This window comes from Streptomyces sp. NPDC046557 (genome assembly GCF_040645975.1).
Classification (GTDB): Bacteria; Actinomycetota; Actinomycetes; order Streptomycetales; family Streptomycetaceae; genus Streptomyces.
In genome coordinates this window covers 50,884-65,930 of the sequence record NZ_JBEYZH010000003.1, presented here as the reverse complement: position 1 = coordinate 65,930, position 15,047 = coordinate 50,884, and the positions used below count along the sequence as shown (strand labels likewise).

15 protein-coding genes, 1 other RNA gene and 1 pseudogene are annotated in these 15,047 nt (G+C 73.0%); 8 read left to right on the top strand and 9 right to left on the bottom strand.

The window, feature by feature from the left end; genetic code table 11:
• Nucleotides 1-25 precede the first annotated feature (25 nt).
• Nucleotides 26-427: RNase P RNA component class A (rnpB, locus tag ABZ934_RS09070), an RNA gene on the bottom strand.
• Between the two features lie 78 nt (nucleotides 428-505).
• Here rnpB and ABZ934_RS09065 point away from each other — a divergent pair.
• Together ABZ934_RS09065 and ABZ934_RS09060 are read left to right on the top strand one after the other, a co-directional pair.
• Nucleotides 506-667 (top strand): annotated as a pseudogene (locus ABZ934_RS09065) (MerR family transcriptional regulator); the annotation flags it as partial.
• 36 nt (nucleotides 668-703) lie between these two features.
• Complete coding sequence (locus ABZ934_RS09060) at nucleotides 704-1,237, top strand: hypothetical protein (RefSeq protein WP_361311338.1); 534 nt, start codon at nucleotides 704-706, stop codon at nucleotides 1,235-1,237.
• 13 nt (nucleotides 1,238-1,250) lie between these two features.
• On the opposite strand, the gene ABZ934_RS09055 is transcribed toward ABZ934_RS09060, so the two are convergent.
• Nucleotides 1,251-2,693, bottom strand: coding sequence for an RNB domain-containing ribonuclease (locus ABZ934_RS09055; protein ID WP_361310474.1), 1,443 nt, complete (start codon nucleotides 2,691-2,693; stop codon nucleotides 1,251-1,253).
• A 175-nt stretch (nucleotides 2,694-2,868) separates the two neighbouring features.
• On the opposite strand from ABZ934_RS09055, the gene yaaA reads away from it, so the two are divergent.
• A complete protein-coding gene (gene yaaA, locus ABZ934_RS09050; RefSeq protein WP_361310471.1) occupies nucleotides 2,869-3,669 on the top strand; it encodes a peroxide stress protein YaaA in 801 nt (266 codons plus the stop codon).
• Between the two features lie 34 nt (nucleotides 3,670-3,703).
• Here yaaA and ABZ934_RS09045 read toward each other — a convergent pair whose 3' ends face one another.
• Genes ABZ934_RS09045 through ABZ934_RS09035 form a run of 3 tightly spaced genes read right to left on the bottom strand, consistent with a single transcriptional unit; the run spans nucleotide 3,704 to nucleotide 5,528 of the window.
• Nucleotides 3,704-3,835, bottom strand: coding sequence for a hypothetical protein (locus ABZ934_RS09045; protein WP_361310469.1), 132 nt, complete (start codon nucleotides 3,833-3,835; stop codon nucleotides 3,704-3,706).
• 13 nt (nucleotides 3,836-3,848) lie between these two features.
• Nucleotides 3,849-4,724 carry a PhzF family phenazine biosynthesis isomerase gene (locus tag ABZ934_RS09040; RefSeq protein WP_361310467.1) on the bottom strand — a complete coding sequence of 292 codons (876 nt, stop codon included), beginning with the start codon at nucleotides 4,722-4,724 and terminating at the stop codon, nucleotides 3,849-3,851.
• A gap of 42 nt (nucleotides 4,725-4,766) precedes the next feature.
• Nucleotides 4,767-5,528, bottom strand: a complete 762-nt coding sequence (locus tag ABZ934_RS09035; protein ID WP_361310464.1) for an SDR family oxidoreductase — start codon at nucleotides 5,526-5,528, stop codon at nucleotides 4,767-4,769.
• Between the two features lie 107 nt (nucleotides 5,529-5,635).
• On the opposite strand from ABZ934_RS09035, the gene ABZ934_RS09030 reads away from it, so the two are divergent.
• The gene (locus ABZ934_RS09030; protein WP_361310462.1) at nucleotides 5,636-6,928 is read left to right on the top strand and encodes a multidrug effflux MFS transporter; all 1,293 of its coding nucleotides are present in this window, start codon (nucleotides 5,636-5,638) and stop codon (nucleotides 6,926-6,928) included.
• A 45-nt stretch (nucleotides 6,929-6,973) separates the two neighbouring features.
• A complete protein-coding gene (locus ABZ934_RS09025) occupies nucleotides 6,974-7,987 on the top strand; it encodes a small ribosomal subunit Rsm22 family protein (RefSeq protein ID WP_361310459.1) in 1,014 nt (337 codons plus the stop codon).
• Between the two features lie 13 nt (nucleotides 7,988-8,000).
• On the opposite strand, the gene ddaH is transcribed toward ABZ934_RS09025, so the two are convergent.
• A complete protein-coding gene (gene ddaH, locus ABZ934_RS09020; protein ID WP_361311336.1) occupies nucleotides 8,001-8,864 on the bottom strand; it encodes a dimethylargininase in 864 nt (287 codons plus the stop codon).
• Nucleotides 8,865-8,964: 100 nt separating this feature from the next.
• Between ddaH and ABZ934_RS09015 the strand changes: the two genes are divergently transcribed.
• Both ABZ934_RS09015 and ABZ934_RS09010 read left to right on the top strand, forming a co-directional pair.
• Nucleotides 8,965-9,636: a TetR/AcrR family transcriptional regulator gene (locus tag ABZ934_RS09015; protein ID WP_361310457.1), complete on the top strand. Its 672-nt coding sequence runs from the start codon at nucleotides 8,965-8,967 to the stop codon at nucleotides 9,634-9,636.
• Nucleotides 9,637-9,761: 125 nt separating this feature from the next.
• The gene (locus ABZ934_RS09010) at nucleotides 9,762-10,511 is read left to right on the top strand and encodes a bifunctional DNA primase/polymerase (RefSeq protein WP_361310454.1); all 750 of its coding nucleotides are present in this window, start codon (nucleotides 9,762-9,764) and stop codon (nucleotides 10,509-10,511) included.
• An 88-nt stretch (nucleotides 10,512-10,599) separates the two neighbouring features.
• Here ABZ934_RS09010 and efeU read toward each other — a convergent pair whose 3' ends face one another.
• Genes efeU through efeO form a run of 3 tightly spaced genes read right to left on the bottom strand, consistent with a single transcriptional unit; the run spans nucleotide 10,600 to nucleotide 13,966 of the window.
• On the bottom strand, nucleotides 10,600-11,469 hold the full coding sequence (gene efeU, locus ABZ934_RS09005; RefSeq protein ID WP_361310452.1) for an iron uptake transporter permease EfeU: 870 nt from the start codon (nucleotides 11,467-11,469) through the stop codon (nucleotides 10,600-10,602).
• A 26-nt stretch (nucleotides 11,470-11,495) separates the two neighbouring features.
• Nucleotides 11,496-12,779, bottom strand: a complete 1,284-nt coding sequence (efeB, locus tag ABZ934_RS09000) for an iron uptake transporter deferrochelatase/peroxidase subunit (protein WP_361310450.1) — start codon at nucleotides 12,777-12,779, stop codon at nucleotides 11,496-11,498.
• A 35-nt stretch (nucleotides 12,780-12,814) separates the two neighbouring features.
• Nucleotides 12,815-13,966: an iron uptake system protein EfeO gene (gene efeO / locus ABZ934_RS08995; RefSeq protein ID WP_361310447.1), complete on the bottom strand. Its 1,152-nt coding sequence runs from the start codon at nucleotides 13,964-13,966 to the stop codon at nucleotides 12,815-12,817.
• 229 nt (nucleotides 13,967-14,195) lie between these two features.
• Between efeO and ABZ934_RS08990 the strand changes: the two genes are divergently transcribed.
• Nucleotides 14,196-14,855 (top strand): PhzF family phenazine biosynthesis protein, encoded by a 660-nt coding sequence (locus ABZ934_RS08990; protein WP_361310445.1) that lies wholly within the window; start codon nucleotides 14,196-14,198, stop codon nucleotides 14,853-14,855.
• The last annotated feature ends 192 nt before the right edge of the window (nucleotides 14,856-15,047 follow it).

Here is a 15,047-nt window from a genome sequence, read left to right as displayed (position 1 = left end):
GGGGGCTTCTGCGTACACGTGAGGACAGACGAGCCGGCCTGTACGCCGGGTTCTGTCGCCCGGAGACCTCGCGGTCGCCGGGGAGACGGCCATCCATCTAGGACCGGCGTTGCCACCGGCCTCGTGCGGTCTACCCGCGAACTCGGGCGGGCAGCCCTCGAACGTTCGCGCAGGGCCGTCCGAGAACGACCCCTCTTGACCTTGCTCCGGGTGGGGTTTACCTAGCCACCTGAGTCACCTCAGGCGCTGGTGGTCTCTTACACCACCGTTTCACCCTTACCGAGGGCCGAAGCCCCCGGCGGTCTGTTTTCTGTGGCACTGTCCCGCGGGTCACCCCGGGTGGGCGTTACCCACCACCCTGCCCTGTGGAGCCCGGACGTTCCTCGGCGGGATCCGAGGATCCCGACGCGACCGTCCGGCCGACTCGTCTGTCGTGTCGACCATGCTACCGGCTGTGCCGTCACGGCCTGACCTTCCCGCAGGGGCAGGGTTTCTGCTGGGCGCCATGCGGATCGGAGCAATCGCCGCCCTCGTCGGTGTGACCACCCGGGCGGTACGGCACTACCACCACATCGGCCTGCTCCCCTAACCGGCCCGGCAAGCCAACGGCTACCGCGCGTACACCGTCCGGGACGCCGTCCTGCTGGCCCGCGTACGTCGGCTGACCGAGTGGCGAGCTGCGGGCCGCCGCCTCGCCGGGGAGGTGGGCGCTGCGCAGGCCACCGCACGGGGTGCGGGCGACATCGCGGCCGGCTACACCGGACCGCAGACGGCCATGACGTACGGGCTGCTGTTCGTGGCCCTGATCGAGATCGTCGCCCTCGGGCTCCTCGTCCCGTGGCCCGCCGTGCACGCGGTGCTGCTGGTCCTCGACCTGTACGGCGTCCTGATGGTGCTCGCCCTGCACGCCGCGTGTGTGCAACGGCCGCACGTCGTCCGTGCCGACGGGTCGCTGTGGATCCGCTACGGGGTCCTCTTCGGTGCGACCGTCCCGCCGGGCGCGGTGATGTCGGTCCGCGTGGAGCGCCGCTACCCCGAGGGGAGCCTCGTCACGGTCTCCGAGGACGGGGTGCTCGACCTGATCGTCGGAGGCCACACCACGGTGACCGTCGAGCTGGGGCGCCCTTTGGAATTCGTCCGGCCGCTCGGCGGGCGGGCGCGGGCGCGCGCCGTGCGGTTCCACGCCGATGACCCCCGCGCGGTGGTCGCCGCGCTGCGGCAGTCCGCACCCCCGTGACGCACAGCGGCGGTTACGCGGGAGCGAAGAGGATTTTCGCCGTGCCCGGGTCGGCCCGGGTCAATCTGACCCGGATGCGTTCGCCCAGCGGGAGCTCGGCCGCGGGGGACTCGACGCGGCCGACCACCGCCGGGTCCTCCAGGTGGACCGTGCCGACCTGCGGCTCGTGGTCCTTGACGTCGATCACCGTCGCCTCGAAGGTGTCGCCGACCCGGTCCTTGAGCAGGGCTGCCTCGACCAGGTCCACGCACTCCCGCTCGGCGGTGTTGGCGAGCCGGGTGCCCTCCGCCATCTCGTGCGGCAGCGCCCCCAGCGCGGCGACGGCCCACTCCGGCGGTTCGGCCCCGGCGGACGCCGCCACGCACAGCTCGCCGGCGTACCGGTCGACGAGCCTGCGCAGCGGCGCGGTGCAGTGCGCGTACGGGGCGGCCACGGCGGCGTGCAGCAGCGGATCGGGGGTCTCGCCGGAGGTGAAGGACGTGTACCCGGCGCCGCGCAGCAGGGTCGTGCACTCCAGGAGGAACGCGGCGTGGTCGGGCCGGTGCGGATCGAGGGAGCGGACGAGTTCCGCGTACGCGACATGGTGGGGCCAGTCGATCCGCAGGGCCTTCGCCGAGCGCCGCAGCCGGGCGACGGCGCCGTCGGGGGCGCTGGGCAGGGTCCGCAGGATCCCGGTTCCGGCGGTGAGCATCAGGTCGGCGGCGGCCATCCCCGTCATGAGGGAGATCTGCGCGTTCCAGCCGTCCGCCGGCAGCGGGGCCCGGTAGGCGAGGGAGTACGAACCGTCCCGCTCGACGACCTCCTGCTCGGGCACGCCCAGCGAGATGCCGCCGCGCTCCGCCTCCAGTGCCTCGCGGAGCGTCCCGATGACCTTGAGCAGGGCCACGGTCTCCTCCGCCGTGCCGGAGTCGATGGCCTTCTGGACGCCGGCGTAGTCGAGTCGAGCCCGGCTGCGGACCAGGGCCCGGCGCACCTCGGTGCTCTCCACCCGGCCGTCGGCGTCCAGGTCGAGCCGCCACACGAGCGCCGGGCGGGTCCTTTCGGGCAGCAGGCTGGCCGCGCCCTCCGAGAGCGCGACCGGGTGCAACGGGACCTTCACGTCGGGGAAGTAGAGGGTGGTGACCCGGCGGTGGGCTTCGGTGTCGATGGCGCCTCCGGGGGTGACGAAGGCGGCGACGTCGGCGATGGCGTAGTGCACGCGGTAGCCGCCGGAGGGACGTTTCGCCAGGTGCATCGCCTGGTCGAGGTCGACGGAGTCGGGCGGGTCGACGGTGAAGAAGGGGATGCCGGTCACGTCGGTCGGGGGCAGCCGGGGGTGGGCGGCGGACTGTTCGGCCTCGGCGAGCACGGCGGTGGGGAACTGCCCCGGCACGCCCAGCCTCGTCCGCAGGTCGCGCAGCGCCGCCCGCAGGGCAGACCCGTCTGCGCCGGTCATGTGCAGGTGACGGCGTGGCATGGACCGAGCCTAGGGGGGACGGGCCCGGGCTGCCCGTCGAGCCGTCGCGAGCACACGTCGGGCCGTCCCCGTCGCGCCCGCCGGGTGGACGCGACGGACGAGCCCGGCCACGCCGTTTACGCTGGGCGCCGGGGGCCGCACCCCCTGCGCCGTGTCGTACCGAAGGAGAACCACCGTGCTCGTGCTGCTGCCGCCCTCCGAGGGAAAGGCCGCCGGGGGCTCCGGCGCACCGCTGGAGCCGGGGTCGCTGTCCTTGCCGGGATTGGCCGGGGCGCGGGCGGCCGTGCTGGAGGAGCTGGTCGAGCTGTGCGCGGGCGACGAGACGAAGGCGCGCGAGGTGCTCGGCCTGAGCGAGGGCCTGCGGGGCGAGGTCGCCAAGAACGCCGAGCTGCGGTCGGCGGTCGCCCGTCCTGCCGGGGAGATCTACACCGGGGTGCTTTACGACGCCCTCGGCCTGGCCGACCTCCCCGCCGGGGCGCGAGCCCTGGCCGAGCGGTCGCTGCTCGTGTTCTCCGGGCTGTGGGGCGCCGTGCGGATCACCGACCGGATCCCCTCCTACCGCTGCTCGATGGGCGTCAAGCTGCCGGGGCTGGGAGCCCTCGGGGCGTACTGGCGGGCGCCGATGGCGGAGGTCATGCCGGAGGCGGCCGGCGCGGGTCTCGTCCTGGACCTGCGTTCCTCCGCGTACGCGTCCGCCTGGAAGCCGAAGGGGGAGGTCGCGGCGCGCGCCGCGACCGTGCGGGTGCTGCACTCCCAACTGGTCGACGGGGTGGAGAAGCGGTCGGTGGTGAGCCACTTCAACAAGGCGACGAAGGGCCGGCTGGTCCGGGACCTGCTGCTGGCGGGCGCCGTCCCGGACGGCCCCGCGGAGCTGGTGGGGGCGCTGCGGGAGCTGGGGTACGTCGTGGAGGCGCGGGAGCCCGGCAAGCCCGCGAAGGCGTGGTCGCTGGACGTCGTGGTGACCCAGATCCACTGACCCGAATTCACTGACCGAATCCACTGAGCCGGATTCACCGAGCACCGTGCGCGGGGGCCGGCGCCGGGTCGTGCGCCGCCGACCCGGCGCCGGGCCAGGCCGCCGCCTCCAGCGCCTCCGCCTGCGCGGCGAGCCCGGCCGGGAGCGCCTCGTACACGCCGGTCACGCGGTACGGCCCCTCACACGATGGCCACCGCGGCGCCGCCCACGCGGACCCGGGCGTCGCCCGGCCGCAGCTCCACCGTCAAGACCCCCGGCCGGCCCATGTCCTCGCCCTGGAGCAGCGTCAGCGTCGCGTCGTCCGGGACCAGCCCGAGCTCGCGCGCGTACGCCCCGAACGCGGCGGCCGCCGCGCCGGTGGCGGGGTCCTCGACGACGCCGCCGACCGGGAACGGGTCCCGTACGTGGAACAGCTCCGGGCCTTCGCGGTGCACCAGCTGCACCGTGGTGAGGTCCAGGCGGCGCATCAGCGCCTCCAGCCGGGCGAAGTCGTAGTCCAGGTCGGCCAGGCGGGCGCGGGTCGCGGCGCCGAGCACCAGGTGGCGGGCCCCGGCGTAGGCGATGCGCGGCTCGAAGGCCGGGTCGAGATCGGCGGCCGGCCAGTCCAGCGCCGCCAGCGCCTCCGCCAGGTCCTCGGCGGCCACGGCCTCGGTGTGCGGCTCGACGCTGGTCAGGACCGCCCGCAGTCCGCCGTCGGCCTCCGTCACCGAGACGGGCACCGTGCCCACCGGCGTCGCGAAGACCAGCTCGCCCGGACCGATCCGCTCGCCCAGCGCCACGGCGGTGGCGACGGTGGCGTGCCCGCAGAAGGAGACCTCCGCCTTCGGGCTGAAGAACCGCAGGGTGAAGCCCCGTCCGGGCTCGGCGCCCAGGCCCCGCGGCGGGACGGTGAGGAACGCCGTCTCGCTGTAGCCCAGCTCCGCCGCGATGGCGAGCATCCGTTCGTCGTCCAGGTCGCTCGCGTCGAGCACGACCCCGGCGGGGTTGCCCCCGGCGGGGTCGGTCGAGAAAGCGGTGTAGCGCAGTACCGGGGCCTGTCCCGTCGTATCAGTCATGATCAGCTCAACTCCGGGGTGGTTGCGGCCATTCCCGGCCGCTCAGCCCCGCCCGATGTACGGCATGGTCGTCGCCATCACCGTGGCGAACTGCACGTTCGCCTCCAGCGGCAGCTCCGCCATGTGCACCACCGTGCGCGCCACGTCGGCGGCGTCCATCACCGGCTCCACGGCCAACTGCCCGTCGGCCTGGAGGATGCCGCTCTGCATCCGCTCCGTCATCTCGGTCGCCGCGTTGCCGATGTCGATCTGCCCGCAGGCGATCCGGTACGGGCGTCCGTCCAGCGACAGCGACTTCGTCAGGCCCGTCATCGCGTGCTTCGTCGCGGTGTAGGCGACGGAGTGCGGGCGCGGCACGTGCGCGGAAATGGAGCCGTTGTTGATGATCCGGCCGCCCTGCGGGTGCTGCGCCTTCATCAGGCGGAAGGCCGCCTGCGCGCAGAGGAACGAGCCGGTCAGGTTGACGTCGACGACCGAGCGCCACGCCTCGTACGTGATGTCCTCCAGCGGGACCCCGCCCGGGCCGAAGGTGCCGGCGTTGTTGAAGAGCAGGTCGAGCCGGCCGTACCGCTCGCGGACGGCCTCGAAGAGGGCGGTCACCTCGTCCGGGTCGCTCACGTCCGCCGGTACGCACAGCACGTCGGCGCCGGCCCCCGCCGCCTCGGCGGTGTCCTCCAACGGCTGCGGACGGCGTCCCGCCACGGCCACCGACCAGCCGGCGCCCGCCAGGGCGAGGGCGACGGAGCGGCCGATGCCGGACCCGGCCCCGGTCACCACAGCGATCTTCTTCCCAGGTGCGTTCATGGGGCCGCAGAGTACGTCACACCGGACATTCGCCCACGGACGTTCCGACAGCTGAGAGCATGGGTCGGTCAGGGGTGCGAAAACATACGACGAGAGTGGAGTTCCGCATGCCGGAGAGAGCCCCCGGAACGGCCCGCGACCGGAAGCCGTCGTCCGTTGCCGCGGGCCCCTCTCCCGCGGCGCGGCGCACCGGTCTGCTCGTCACCTTCATACTCGGCGGGCTGACGGCGCTGCCCCCGCTGTCCATGGACATGTACCTGCCCGCGCTGCCGCAGGTCACCTCCGCCCTGCACAGCCCGGCCGCCACCGTCCAGTTGACCCTCACCTCCTGCCTCGCCGGCATGGCACTGGGCCAGCTCGTCATCGGCCCGATGAGCGACAAGTGGGGTCGCCGCAGGCCGCTGCTGACCGGCATGATCGTCTACGTGCTGGCCACCGCCGTCTGCGCGCTCGCCCCCACCACCGAACTGCTCGTCGGCTTCCGACTGGCCCAGGGCCTGGCGGGCGCGGCGGCTATCGTCATCGCCCGCGCCGTCGTGCGCGACCTCTACGACGGGGTCGAGATGGCCCGGTTTTTCTCCACCCTGATGCTCATCTCCGGCGCCGCCCCGATCATCGCCCCGCTCATCGGCGGCCAGGTGCTGCGCTTCGCCGACTGGCGCGGGGTCTTCGTCGTCCTGACGGCCGTCGGCACGGCCCTGACGCTGGTGGTGTGGCGCAGGCTCGACGAGACGCTGCCGCCCGAGCGGCGCCACACCGGGGGCGTGGGCGCCGCCCTGCGAACGATGCGCGGGCTGCTCGGCGACCGGGTCTTCGCCGGGTACACCCTGGCCGGCGGCTTCGCGTTCGCGGTGCTGTTCTCGTACATCTCCGCGTCGCCGTTCGTGGTGCAGGAGATCTACGGGGCCTCGCCGCAGCAGTTCAGCCTGCTGTTCGGCCTGAACTCGGTCGGCCTGATAGCGGTCGGCCAGATCAACGGCAAGTTGCTGGTGGGCCGGGTCAGCCTGGACAAGGTCCTGGCCGTCGGGCTCGCCGTCGTGACCCTGGACTCGGTGGTGCTCCTGCTGATGGCGGGCGGGGCGTTCGGCGAGGTCGGGCTGCTGCCCATGGCGGCCGGGCTGTTCATGCTGATGTCGGCGATGGGCGTGCTGATGCCGAACACCAACGCGCAGGCGCTGATGCGTACCCCGCACGCCGCCGGATCGGCGTCCGCGCTGCTGGGCACCTCCTCGTTCCTGGTCGGCGCGGTCGCCTCGCCGCTGGTCGGGATCGCGGGGGAGGGGACGGCGGTGCCGATGGCCGTGGTCCAGCTCGTCTGCTCGCTGCTGGCGGCGGCCTCCTTCCTGGGGCTGTGCCGTCCGTGGCGGACCCGCGAGCCGATGGCGGCGGCCGGGGCGTAGTCGGCGCCGGAGCGCGGGGCGCGTCCGGCGCCGTAAACTTCCGAGGTGAACGCCTCCGCCCTTCCCGTTTCCGGTCCCACCACCGCCGAGACCCTGCGCTCCGCGCTCGGCGGGCTGCTCGACGGGCTCCCGCCCAAGCAGGCCGCGGCCGCCGTCGAGCGGTTGATCGCGAACTACCGGGGCACGACCCCCACCGACGCGCCCGTCCTGCGCGACCGTTCGGACGTGGCGGCGTACGCCGCGTACCGGATGCCGGCCACCTTCGAAGCCGTGCGCTGCGCCCTGGACGCCCTGGCGCAGGCCGCCCCGGGATGGACGCCGGGCTCGCAGGTGGACGTGGGCGGCGGCACCGGCGCCGCCACCTGGGCGGCGGACGCCACCTGGGACGGCCCGCGCCCCACGACGGTGCTGGACTGGGCGGAACCGGCGCTGGCCCTGGGCCGGGAACTGGCCTCCCGCTCCGCCTCGCCCGTGCTGCGCGCGGCCGAGTGGCGCCGGGCCGTCATCGGCTCCGGGATCGCGCTCCCCGAGGCCGACCTGGTGACCGTGTCGTACGTGCTCGGCGAACTCACCGCGGACGCCCGCCGAGCCGTCGTCGCCGAGGCGGCCCGCGCCGGCCGGGCGGTGGTGCTGATCGAGCCGGGTACCCCCGAGGGCTACCTGCGCATCCGGGAGGCCCGCGAGCAGCTGATCGCGGCCGGGCTGACGGTGGCCGCGCCCTGCCCGCACGACGCGGCCTGCCCGATCGAGACCGGCCGGGACTGGTGCCACTTCTCGGCGCGGGTCAGCCGTTCCTCGCTGCACCGGCAGATCAAGGGCGGCTCCCTGCCGTACGAGGACGAGAAGTTCAGCTACGTGGCCGCGACGTGCTTCCCCGTCGAGCCCGCCGCCTCCCGGATCACGCGCAGACCGCAGATCCGGAAGGGGCAGGTCCTGCTGGACCTGTGCGGTCCCCCGGAGGACGGCCTGACCCGGGTCACCGTGACCAAGCGCCAAGGTGACCTCTACAAGGCGGCGCGGGACGCCGACTGGGGCCGGGAGTGGCCGCCCTCCTCCTGAGCGCGGGGCGCCGTCAGGGCCGCAGCTCCTGGGTGCAGCACTTGACGCTGCCGCCGCCCTTGAGCAGCTCGCCCAGGTCCATCGGGATCGGCTCGAAGCCGCGCTCGCGCAGGGGTGCGAGCAGGCCCGCCGCGGCCTGGGGGAGCAGGACGTGCAGGCCGTCGGAGACCGAGTTCAGGCCGAAGGCCGCCGCGTCCTCGGCGTCCACGACCAAGGCGTCGGGGAACAGTCGCCGCAGGACGGCCTGACTGCCGGGTGAGAACGCCTGCGGGTGGTACATGATCTCGTCGCCGTCGAGGACGCACAGGGCCGTGTCGAGGTGGTAGAAGCGCGGGTCCACCAGGTCGAGGCCGATGACGGGGCGGCCGAAGAACTCCTGCGCCTCGTCGTGCGAGAGCGGACTGGAGCGGTAGCCCCGGCCCGCCAGGATGTAGGTGGCGGTGACGGCGAAGTCGCCCTCGCCCTCGTTGATGTGGGACGGCTCGTGGATGTCCCGGAAGCCGTGGGTGCGGAACCACTCCAGGTGGATCTCCGCCTCGGCGGAGCGTTCCGGGTAGGCGAAGCGGGCCCCGAGAACGCGGCCGTCGATGACCAGGGCGCCGTTGGCCGCGTACACCATGTCGGGCAGTGCGGGGTCGGGGACGAGGGTCTCGACGGTGTGCCCGAGGGAGCGGTAGCGGTCCCGCAGGTCTTCCCACTGGGTTTGTGCGAGCGGCAGGTCCACCGGTTTCGCGGGGTCCATCCAAGGGTTGATGGAGTACGTGACCTTGAAGTGCGCGGGTGGGCACATCAGGTAGCGCCGGGGTGTGGCGTCTCTGCGCAAAGAAGGCTCCTCACGACTGACTCGCGGTGCGTGTGCTGTGCGTGTGCAGAGAATCGTCTCTCCTCAACGGGGACCGCGCAGTGAACTGATTGGGTGGTTTATCGGAATGACCGGAACCGGAAGACGATCCGTCTCGCATTGATACGTTTGGACCATGAGCAGGACCACCCGGCACGAGACGCCCGCGACCACAGCGCCCCCGACCAGGTCGCCCGACCCGACCCGCCGCAACGACCGGTCCCGGCGGGCCATCCTGGACGCCGCGCTCGCCCTCGTCGGGGAGGTCGGCTACGACAAGCTGACCGTGGAGGCCATCGCCGCCCGCGCGGGCGTCGGCAAGCAGACCATCTACCGCTGGTGGCCTTCGAAGGCCGCGGTCCTGCTGGACGCCTCGCTCGCGCTCTTCGGCGAGGCGGAGGACGACGTCGACCGGCCCGGCTTCCCGGACACCGGAGACCTCGCGGCGGACCTCAAGCTGGTGCTGCGGGCGACGGTCGACCAGTTCAACGACGAGAAGTACGCCGCCCCCACGCGCGCGCTGACCGCCGCCGGGGCCACCGACCCCGAGCTGGGCGCCCGCTTCACCGAGCGGCTGCTTGAGCCGCAGCTGGCCCTGTACGAGGCGCGGTTGCGGGCGGCCCGGGAGGTCGGACAGCTCGCGCGGGACGTGGACCTGCGCCTGACGGTGGAGATGTTGGTCGGGCCGCTGACGTACCGCTGGCTGATGCGGACGGCGCCGCTGACGCACGCGTTCACGGACTCCCTGGTGGACGCCGTGTTGGGCGGAGCCGTACCGACCGGGGCCCCGGCCGCGACGTCCGCGTGACCGAGAACATATGGCCGAATTACGCGGTTTTGGGTAGGCCCGATCCGGGGGTGCGGTCACCCGGCGCCCCGGAGGGTGGGACCATGGGGAGGTCCGCCGGGGGCAACGGTGAGGTGAGGGGATAGATGGGGTCCGAGTCCGGCCGCGTCAAACGCGGCGAGCAGAGCAGGATTTCCCAGTGGCTGCGCCGCCGCTCGAAACCGGCTCCGGAAGACCCGGGCAGGGAACGCGAGGCACTCCTCCTGGCCGTCGCCGCCGCCGGCCTCCCGATCGCCCCGGCCGCCCGCCCGGCCGGCTACCGGTGTTCGTGCGACCGCATCGGCTGTCCGACGCCCGCACGGCACCCCGTCTCCTTCGCCTGGCAGACCCAGGCGACCACCGACCGCGCGCAGATCGAACGATGGGTCCACGACCAGCCCCGGGCCAACTTCATCACCGCGACCGGCATGGTGCACGACGTCCTGGACGTCCCGCTGGAAGCCGGACGCGACGCCCTGACCCGCCTGCTGGCGGCCGGCGTGGACGTCGGCCCGGTGGCCGAGTCCGGCGGTACGGGGGACCAGGCCCGCATGCTGTTCTTCACGGCGACCCGGGGCACGCCGGAGGACGAGGACGAATGGTGGCCCTGTGAACTGGACTGCCACCCCGAGACGATGGACGAACACCCGGGCCTGCGCTGGCACTGCCGCGGCAGCTACGTCCTCGTGCCGCCGGCCGCCCTCCCGGGCGAGCAGGCCGTCGCCTGGCTGCGCGGCATCGACCACGCGCTCCCGGACCCCCTGACGCTGCTCGAAACCCTGACCGACGCCTGCGCCCGGTACGCGGGAACCTCGGAGCAGACCCCCGCCGCCGTCGCCTGGCCGCTGGGCCGCTGACGGATACGGCGACGGGCCGGACGACCGCTGTCGTCCGGCCCGTGCTCTTTTCCGGGCCGCGCTCTTTCCGCCCCGCGGGCGGCGGCCCTCAGCCCTGCGCGTCGGCGGCGGCGCTCGCCGGCCGCCGGTCCGCGGACTCGCCCTGGCCGCTCCGGCCCTTGGCGGCCGACGGCGCCAGGAACAGGGTCAGCACCGCGAGCAGGTACAGCACCCACACCACGAGCTGGACCACGGTCGGGTCGGGCTGGAAGTTGAGCGTCCCCTTCAGCAGGGTCCCGTACCAGCTGTCCGGCGGGATCGTGTCGCTGATGTCGAACGCCTTCGTCAGGATGCCGGGCAGGAAGCCGGCCTCCTGGAGGTCGTGGATCCCGTACGCCAGCACGCCCGCCGCGACTACGACCAGCATGCCGCCGGTCCAGGTGAAGAACTTGGCGAGGTTGATGCTCAGGGCCCCCCGGTAGAACAGCCAGCCCAGCAGCACCGAGGTGCCGATGCCCAGCAGCACACCGACCAGCGGACCCGCGCCGTCACCGGCCGCCTTCACCGAACGCCACACGAACAGGGACGTCTCCAGGCCCTCGCGACCCACGGCCAGGAACGCCGTCGTCACCAGCGCCCCGGTGCCCATCGCGAGCGCCGCGTCCAGCTTCCCGTGGAGCTCGGCCTTCAGGTGCCGCGCGGTGCGCTTCATCCAGAAGACCATCCAGGTGACCAGGCCCACCGCGATGACCGACAGGGACCCGCCGATCGCCTCCTGCGCCTCGAACGTCAGCTGCTCGGTGCCGAACTCCAGGGCCGCGCCGAAGCCGAGGCTGAGGGCGGCGGCCAGGCCGACGCCCAGCCACAGCGGCCCGAGCCTGTCCTTGTGACCGGTCTTCACCAGGTAGGCGATGAGGATGCAGACGACGAGGCTGGCCTCCAGCCCCTCGCGCAGACCGATCAGATAGTTGCTGAACACGTGGTTCCTCCTACGCGTCTACGGGTCTACGCGAACAGCGTCCGGCCCCACCAGTCGTCCTTGTCGCGGACGCCCGGCGGGACGGCGAAGACGGCCGAACCCACGTGCTGGATGTATTCGTTGAGCGCGTCGTTCTTCGACAGGTTGCGCTGGACCGGGATGAAGCCCTTGCGGACGTCCCGCTGGTAGGCGAGGAAGAACAGGCCCGCTTCGAGGCGGCCCAGCCCGTCCGTGCCGTCCGTGAAGGAGTAGCCGCGGCGCAGGATCGTCGCACCGCTGTTGCTGTCCGGGTGGGCGAGGCGCACGTGCGCCGACGGCTTCATCGCCTTGAGGAAGGGCTCGTCGCGCTCCTTGGCCTTGCCCACGGGCGCGCCCTCGCCCTTGTCGCGGCCGAAGACGTCCTCCTGCTCCTGTAGGGAGGTCCGGTCCCAGGTCTCGATGTGCATCCGGATGCGGCGGGCGACCAGGTACGAGCCTCCGGCCATCCACGCGCTGCCGTCGGACGCGGCCGCCCAGACGTGCTGGTCCAGGGCCGCCCGGTCGGTGCCCGAGATGTTCCGGGTGCCGTCCTTGAAGCCCATCATGTTGCGCGGGGTCTGCGCGTCCGGCGTGGTGGACGAGGTCTTGCCGAAGCCGAGCTGCGACCAGCGGACGGCCGTCTTGCCGAAGCCGATGCGGGCGAGCTGGCGGATGGCGTGCACCGCGACCTGCGGGTCGTCCGCGCACGCCTGGACGCAGAGGTCGCCACCGGAGCGGGCCGGGTCCAGGTTGTCGCCGGGGAACTGCTCCAGGTCCACCAGGGCCTCGGGGCGCTTGTCCTCCAGCCCGAAGCGGTCCTTGGCGAACAGGCCGGGGCCGAAACCGATCGTCAGGGTGAGCCGGGACGCCTTCAGCCCCAGCGCCTCGCCCGTGTCGTCCGGCGGGGCCTCCGGGAGGCCGCCGTAGCCGCCGTCGCCGACGGGGTGCCCGGCCGTCATCAGCCGGGCCGCCTCGGTCCAGTCCTTGAGGAGCCGGATCAGTTCCCCGCGGTCCTTGGTCTTCACGTCGAAGGCCGCGAAGTGCAGGCGGTCCTGGACGGCGCTCGCGATACCGGCCTGGTGCTCGCCGTGGAACGGCACGGCCGCCCCGGCCGACGCCGCGGGCACCACGTCCGAGCCGCCACCGAACGCCGCGACCGCGCCGCCGGCCGCCGCGGCGCCCAGCGCGAGCCCGGCCCCGCCCCAGCCGAGCACGGCACGCCGCGAGGGCGCCGTGGCCCCTTCCGGGGTGCCGTCGTGCTCTTCCACCATCACCGACTCCGAGTCAGCCATTCCGGTCCTCCCGCCTGCTCCGCTGTTCCCGACCGTTACTTCGCGACCGCCGCGGCCAGCTTGGAAAGCGGCTCGGCCAGTGCGTTCACGGCGTCCGAGAGCTCCTTGCGCTCCGCGTCGCCGACCTTGTCGTAAGAGGTGAAGTCGTAGCCGTTCTTGTCCGCGCGGTGCTTGTCGAGCAGCGTGTCCAACGCGGCGAACTGCGCGTCGAGCGTCTTGACGAGCTCCGCGTCGTTCTTCGCGGCGACCGGCTTGAGCAGCTCGTACGCCTTCTGCGCGCCCTCGACGTTGCCCTTGAAGTCGATCAGGTCGGTGTGGCTGTAGCGCTCTTCCTCACCCGTCACCTTGCGGGTGGCGACCTCGTCGAGGAGCTCCTTGGCGCCGTTGGCCATCGAGGTGGGGGTGATCTCCGCCGTGCCGATCCGCTTCTGCCAGTCGGTCACGTCGTTCATCAGGGTGTCGGCGAGCTTCTTGTCGTTGTCGTCGATCTTGTTCTCGGCCCAGAGCGACTTCTCCAGGCGGTGCCAGCCGGTCCAGTCCTTCGCCGGGTCCTGGCCCGCCTCCAGCCCGTCCTCGCGCACGTCGATCTTCGGGTCGATGTCGCCGAAGGACTCGGCGACCGGCTCGGTCCGCTCCCAGCCGATGCGGGAGACGGCGTACGCCTTCTTCGCGGCCTCGACGTCACCGGCCTTCACCGCGTCCACGAAGGCTTTGGTGGTGGGCAGAGAGTCGTCGGCCTGCGCCTGTACGTACTTGCGGTACTCGGCGACCGCAGTGTCCAACTCGGGGCTGCGCTTCGAAGCGGTGCCGCCGCCCGTGGCCTTGACCTTCTGGCGGATGCCGTCGCCCTTCATGCCGGGCTTGCAGTTGACCTCGTAGTCGCCCGCCTTGATCTCGGCGGTGATGGTGGCCTTGGTCCCGGGGCCGATGTTCTCGCGCTCGGCGACGATGCGGTCGTCCGGGAAGAGGACGTAGACCTCGGTGACCTTGGAGCCCTTGTTGTCGACCTCGATGGTGACCTTGCCCGCCGGGAACTCCTTCTTGGAGACGTCACAGGCGCTGTCCGAGGCCGCCACCTGGATCGCGCCCTCGGCGCCCACCGCGCTCTTCTCGGCGCAACCGGTGACGGCGGTGAGCGCGGCCACTGCGGCGGCCGCGGTGACGACGGTGAGGCGGGCGGGGCGCATGCGGGCTCCTGGCGGGTCTGGCGTTCGGCAGAAGGCCGCCCCGTCGGGTGGGGGCGGCCGAGTGAGGCGGACCTAACTTAACCGAGGCTTACCTGACCTCGGACCCCGCGTCCAGTGATTCGGCGCACACCGTTGCACGCTGGACACGAGGCCGTCACGGGCTTCCCACGGTCGCCCCAAGAAAAGTTAAAGCGGAGGCAAAGGAGAGTGCCCGTGCTTGAATGCCGGGGTGAATGATCTCGACGTGCTCTCCGTCTTCTGCGCGGGCGACGGCCGTCACGGCAACCTGCTCGGCGTCGTGCGCGACGGCCGCACCTGCCCCGACGACGCCTCCCGGCAGGCGCTGGCCGCGGAGCTCGGATACAGCGAGACGGTCTTCGTCGACGACCCCGAGCGCGGGATCGTCGACATCCGCACCCCCGGCACCCGGATGCGGTTCGCGGGCCACCCCTTGGTCGGGGTCGCCTGGCTGCTCGACATCGAGGAACTCCAGCCGCCGGCCGGCCCCGTGTGGGCCCGCGACGACGGCGAGTTCACCTGGATCACCGCCCGCCCCGAGTGGGTCGAGGGCAAGCGCACCGAGCAGTACGCGAGCGCCGCGGAGGTGGAGGCGCTGCCCGCGCCACCGCCCGGCGATGGCTGGCTCTACGCCTGGGCCTGGGAGGACGAGGCCGCCGGACGCATCCGGGCCCGCGGCTTCCCGCGCCGCCCGGACGGGGTTATCACCGAGGACGAGGCCACCGGCTCGGCGGCGATCCTGCTGACCGCCGAGCTGAACCGGGCCCTGAACATCACCCAGGGCGCGGGCTCCCAGATCCTCACCGCACCCGGCCCGGACGGCACGGTCGAAATCGGCGGCCGCGTCCGCTTCGCCCACCGCGAGCCCTGACCCCCGCCCCGGCAGCGGCACCCCGCCGGGGCTCGGGCCCGGGCCGGCCGCCTCGGACGCGGTGCGAGCGGTCACCTCCGGCCCGGCCCGGGGGCCCGCTCCGTACGGCGCCCCGGCGGGGCGCGGCCCGGGCAGCCCCCTCGGACCCGGTTCGGGCGGTGGCACCCCGATCCCCGTCCGGCGGTGAGAGGG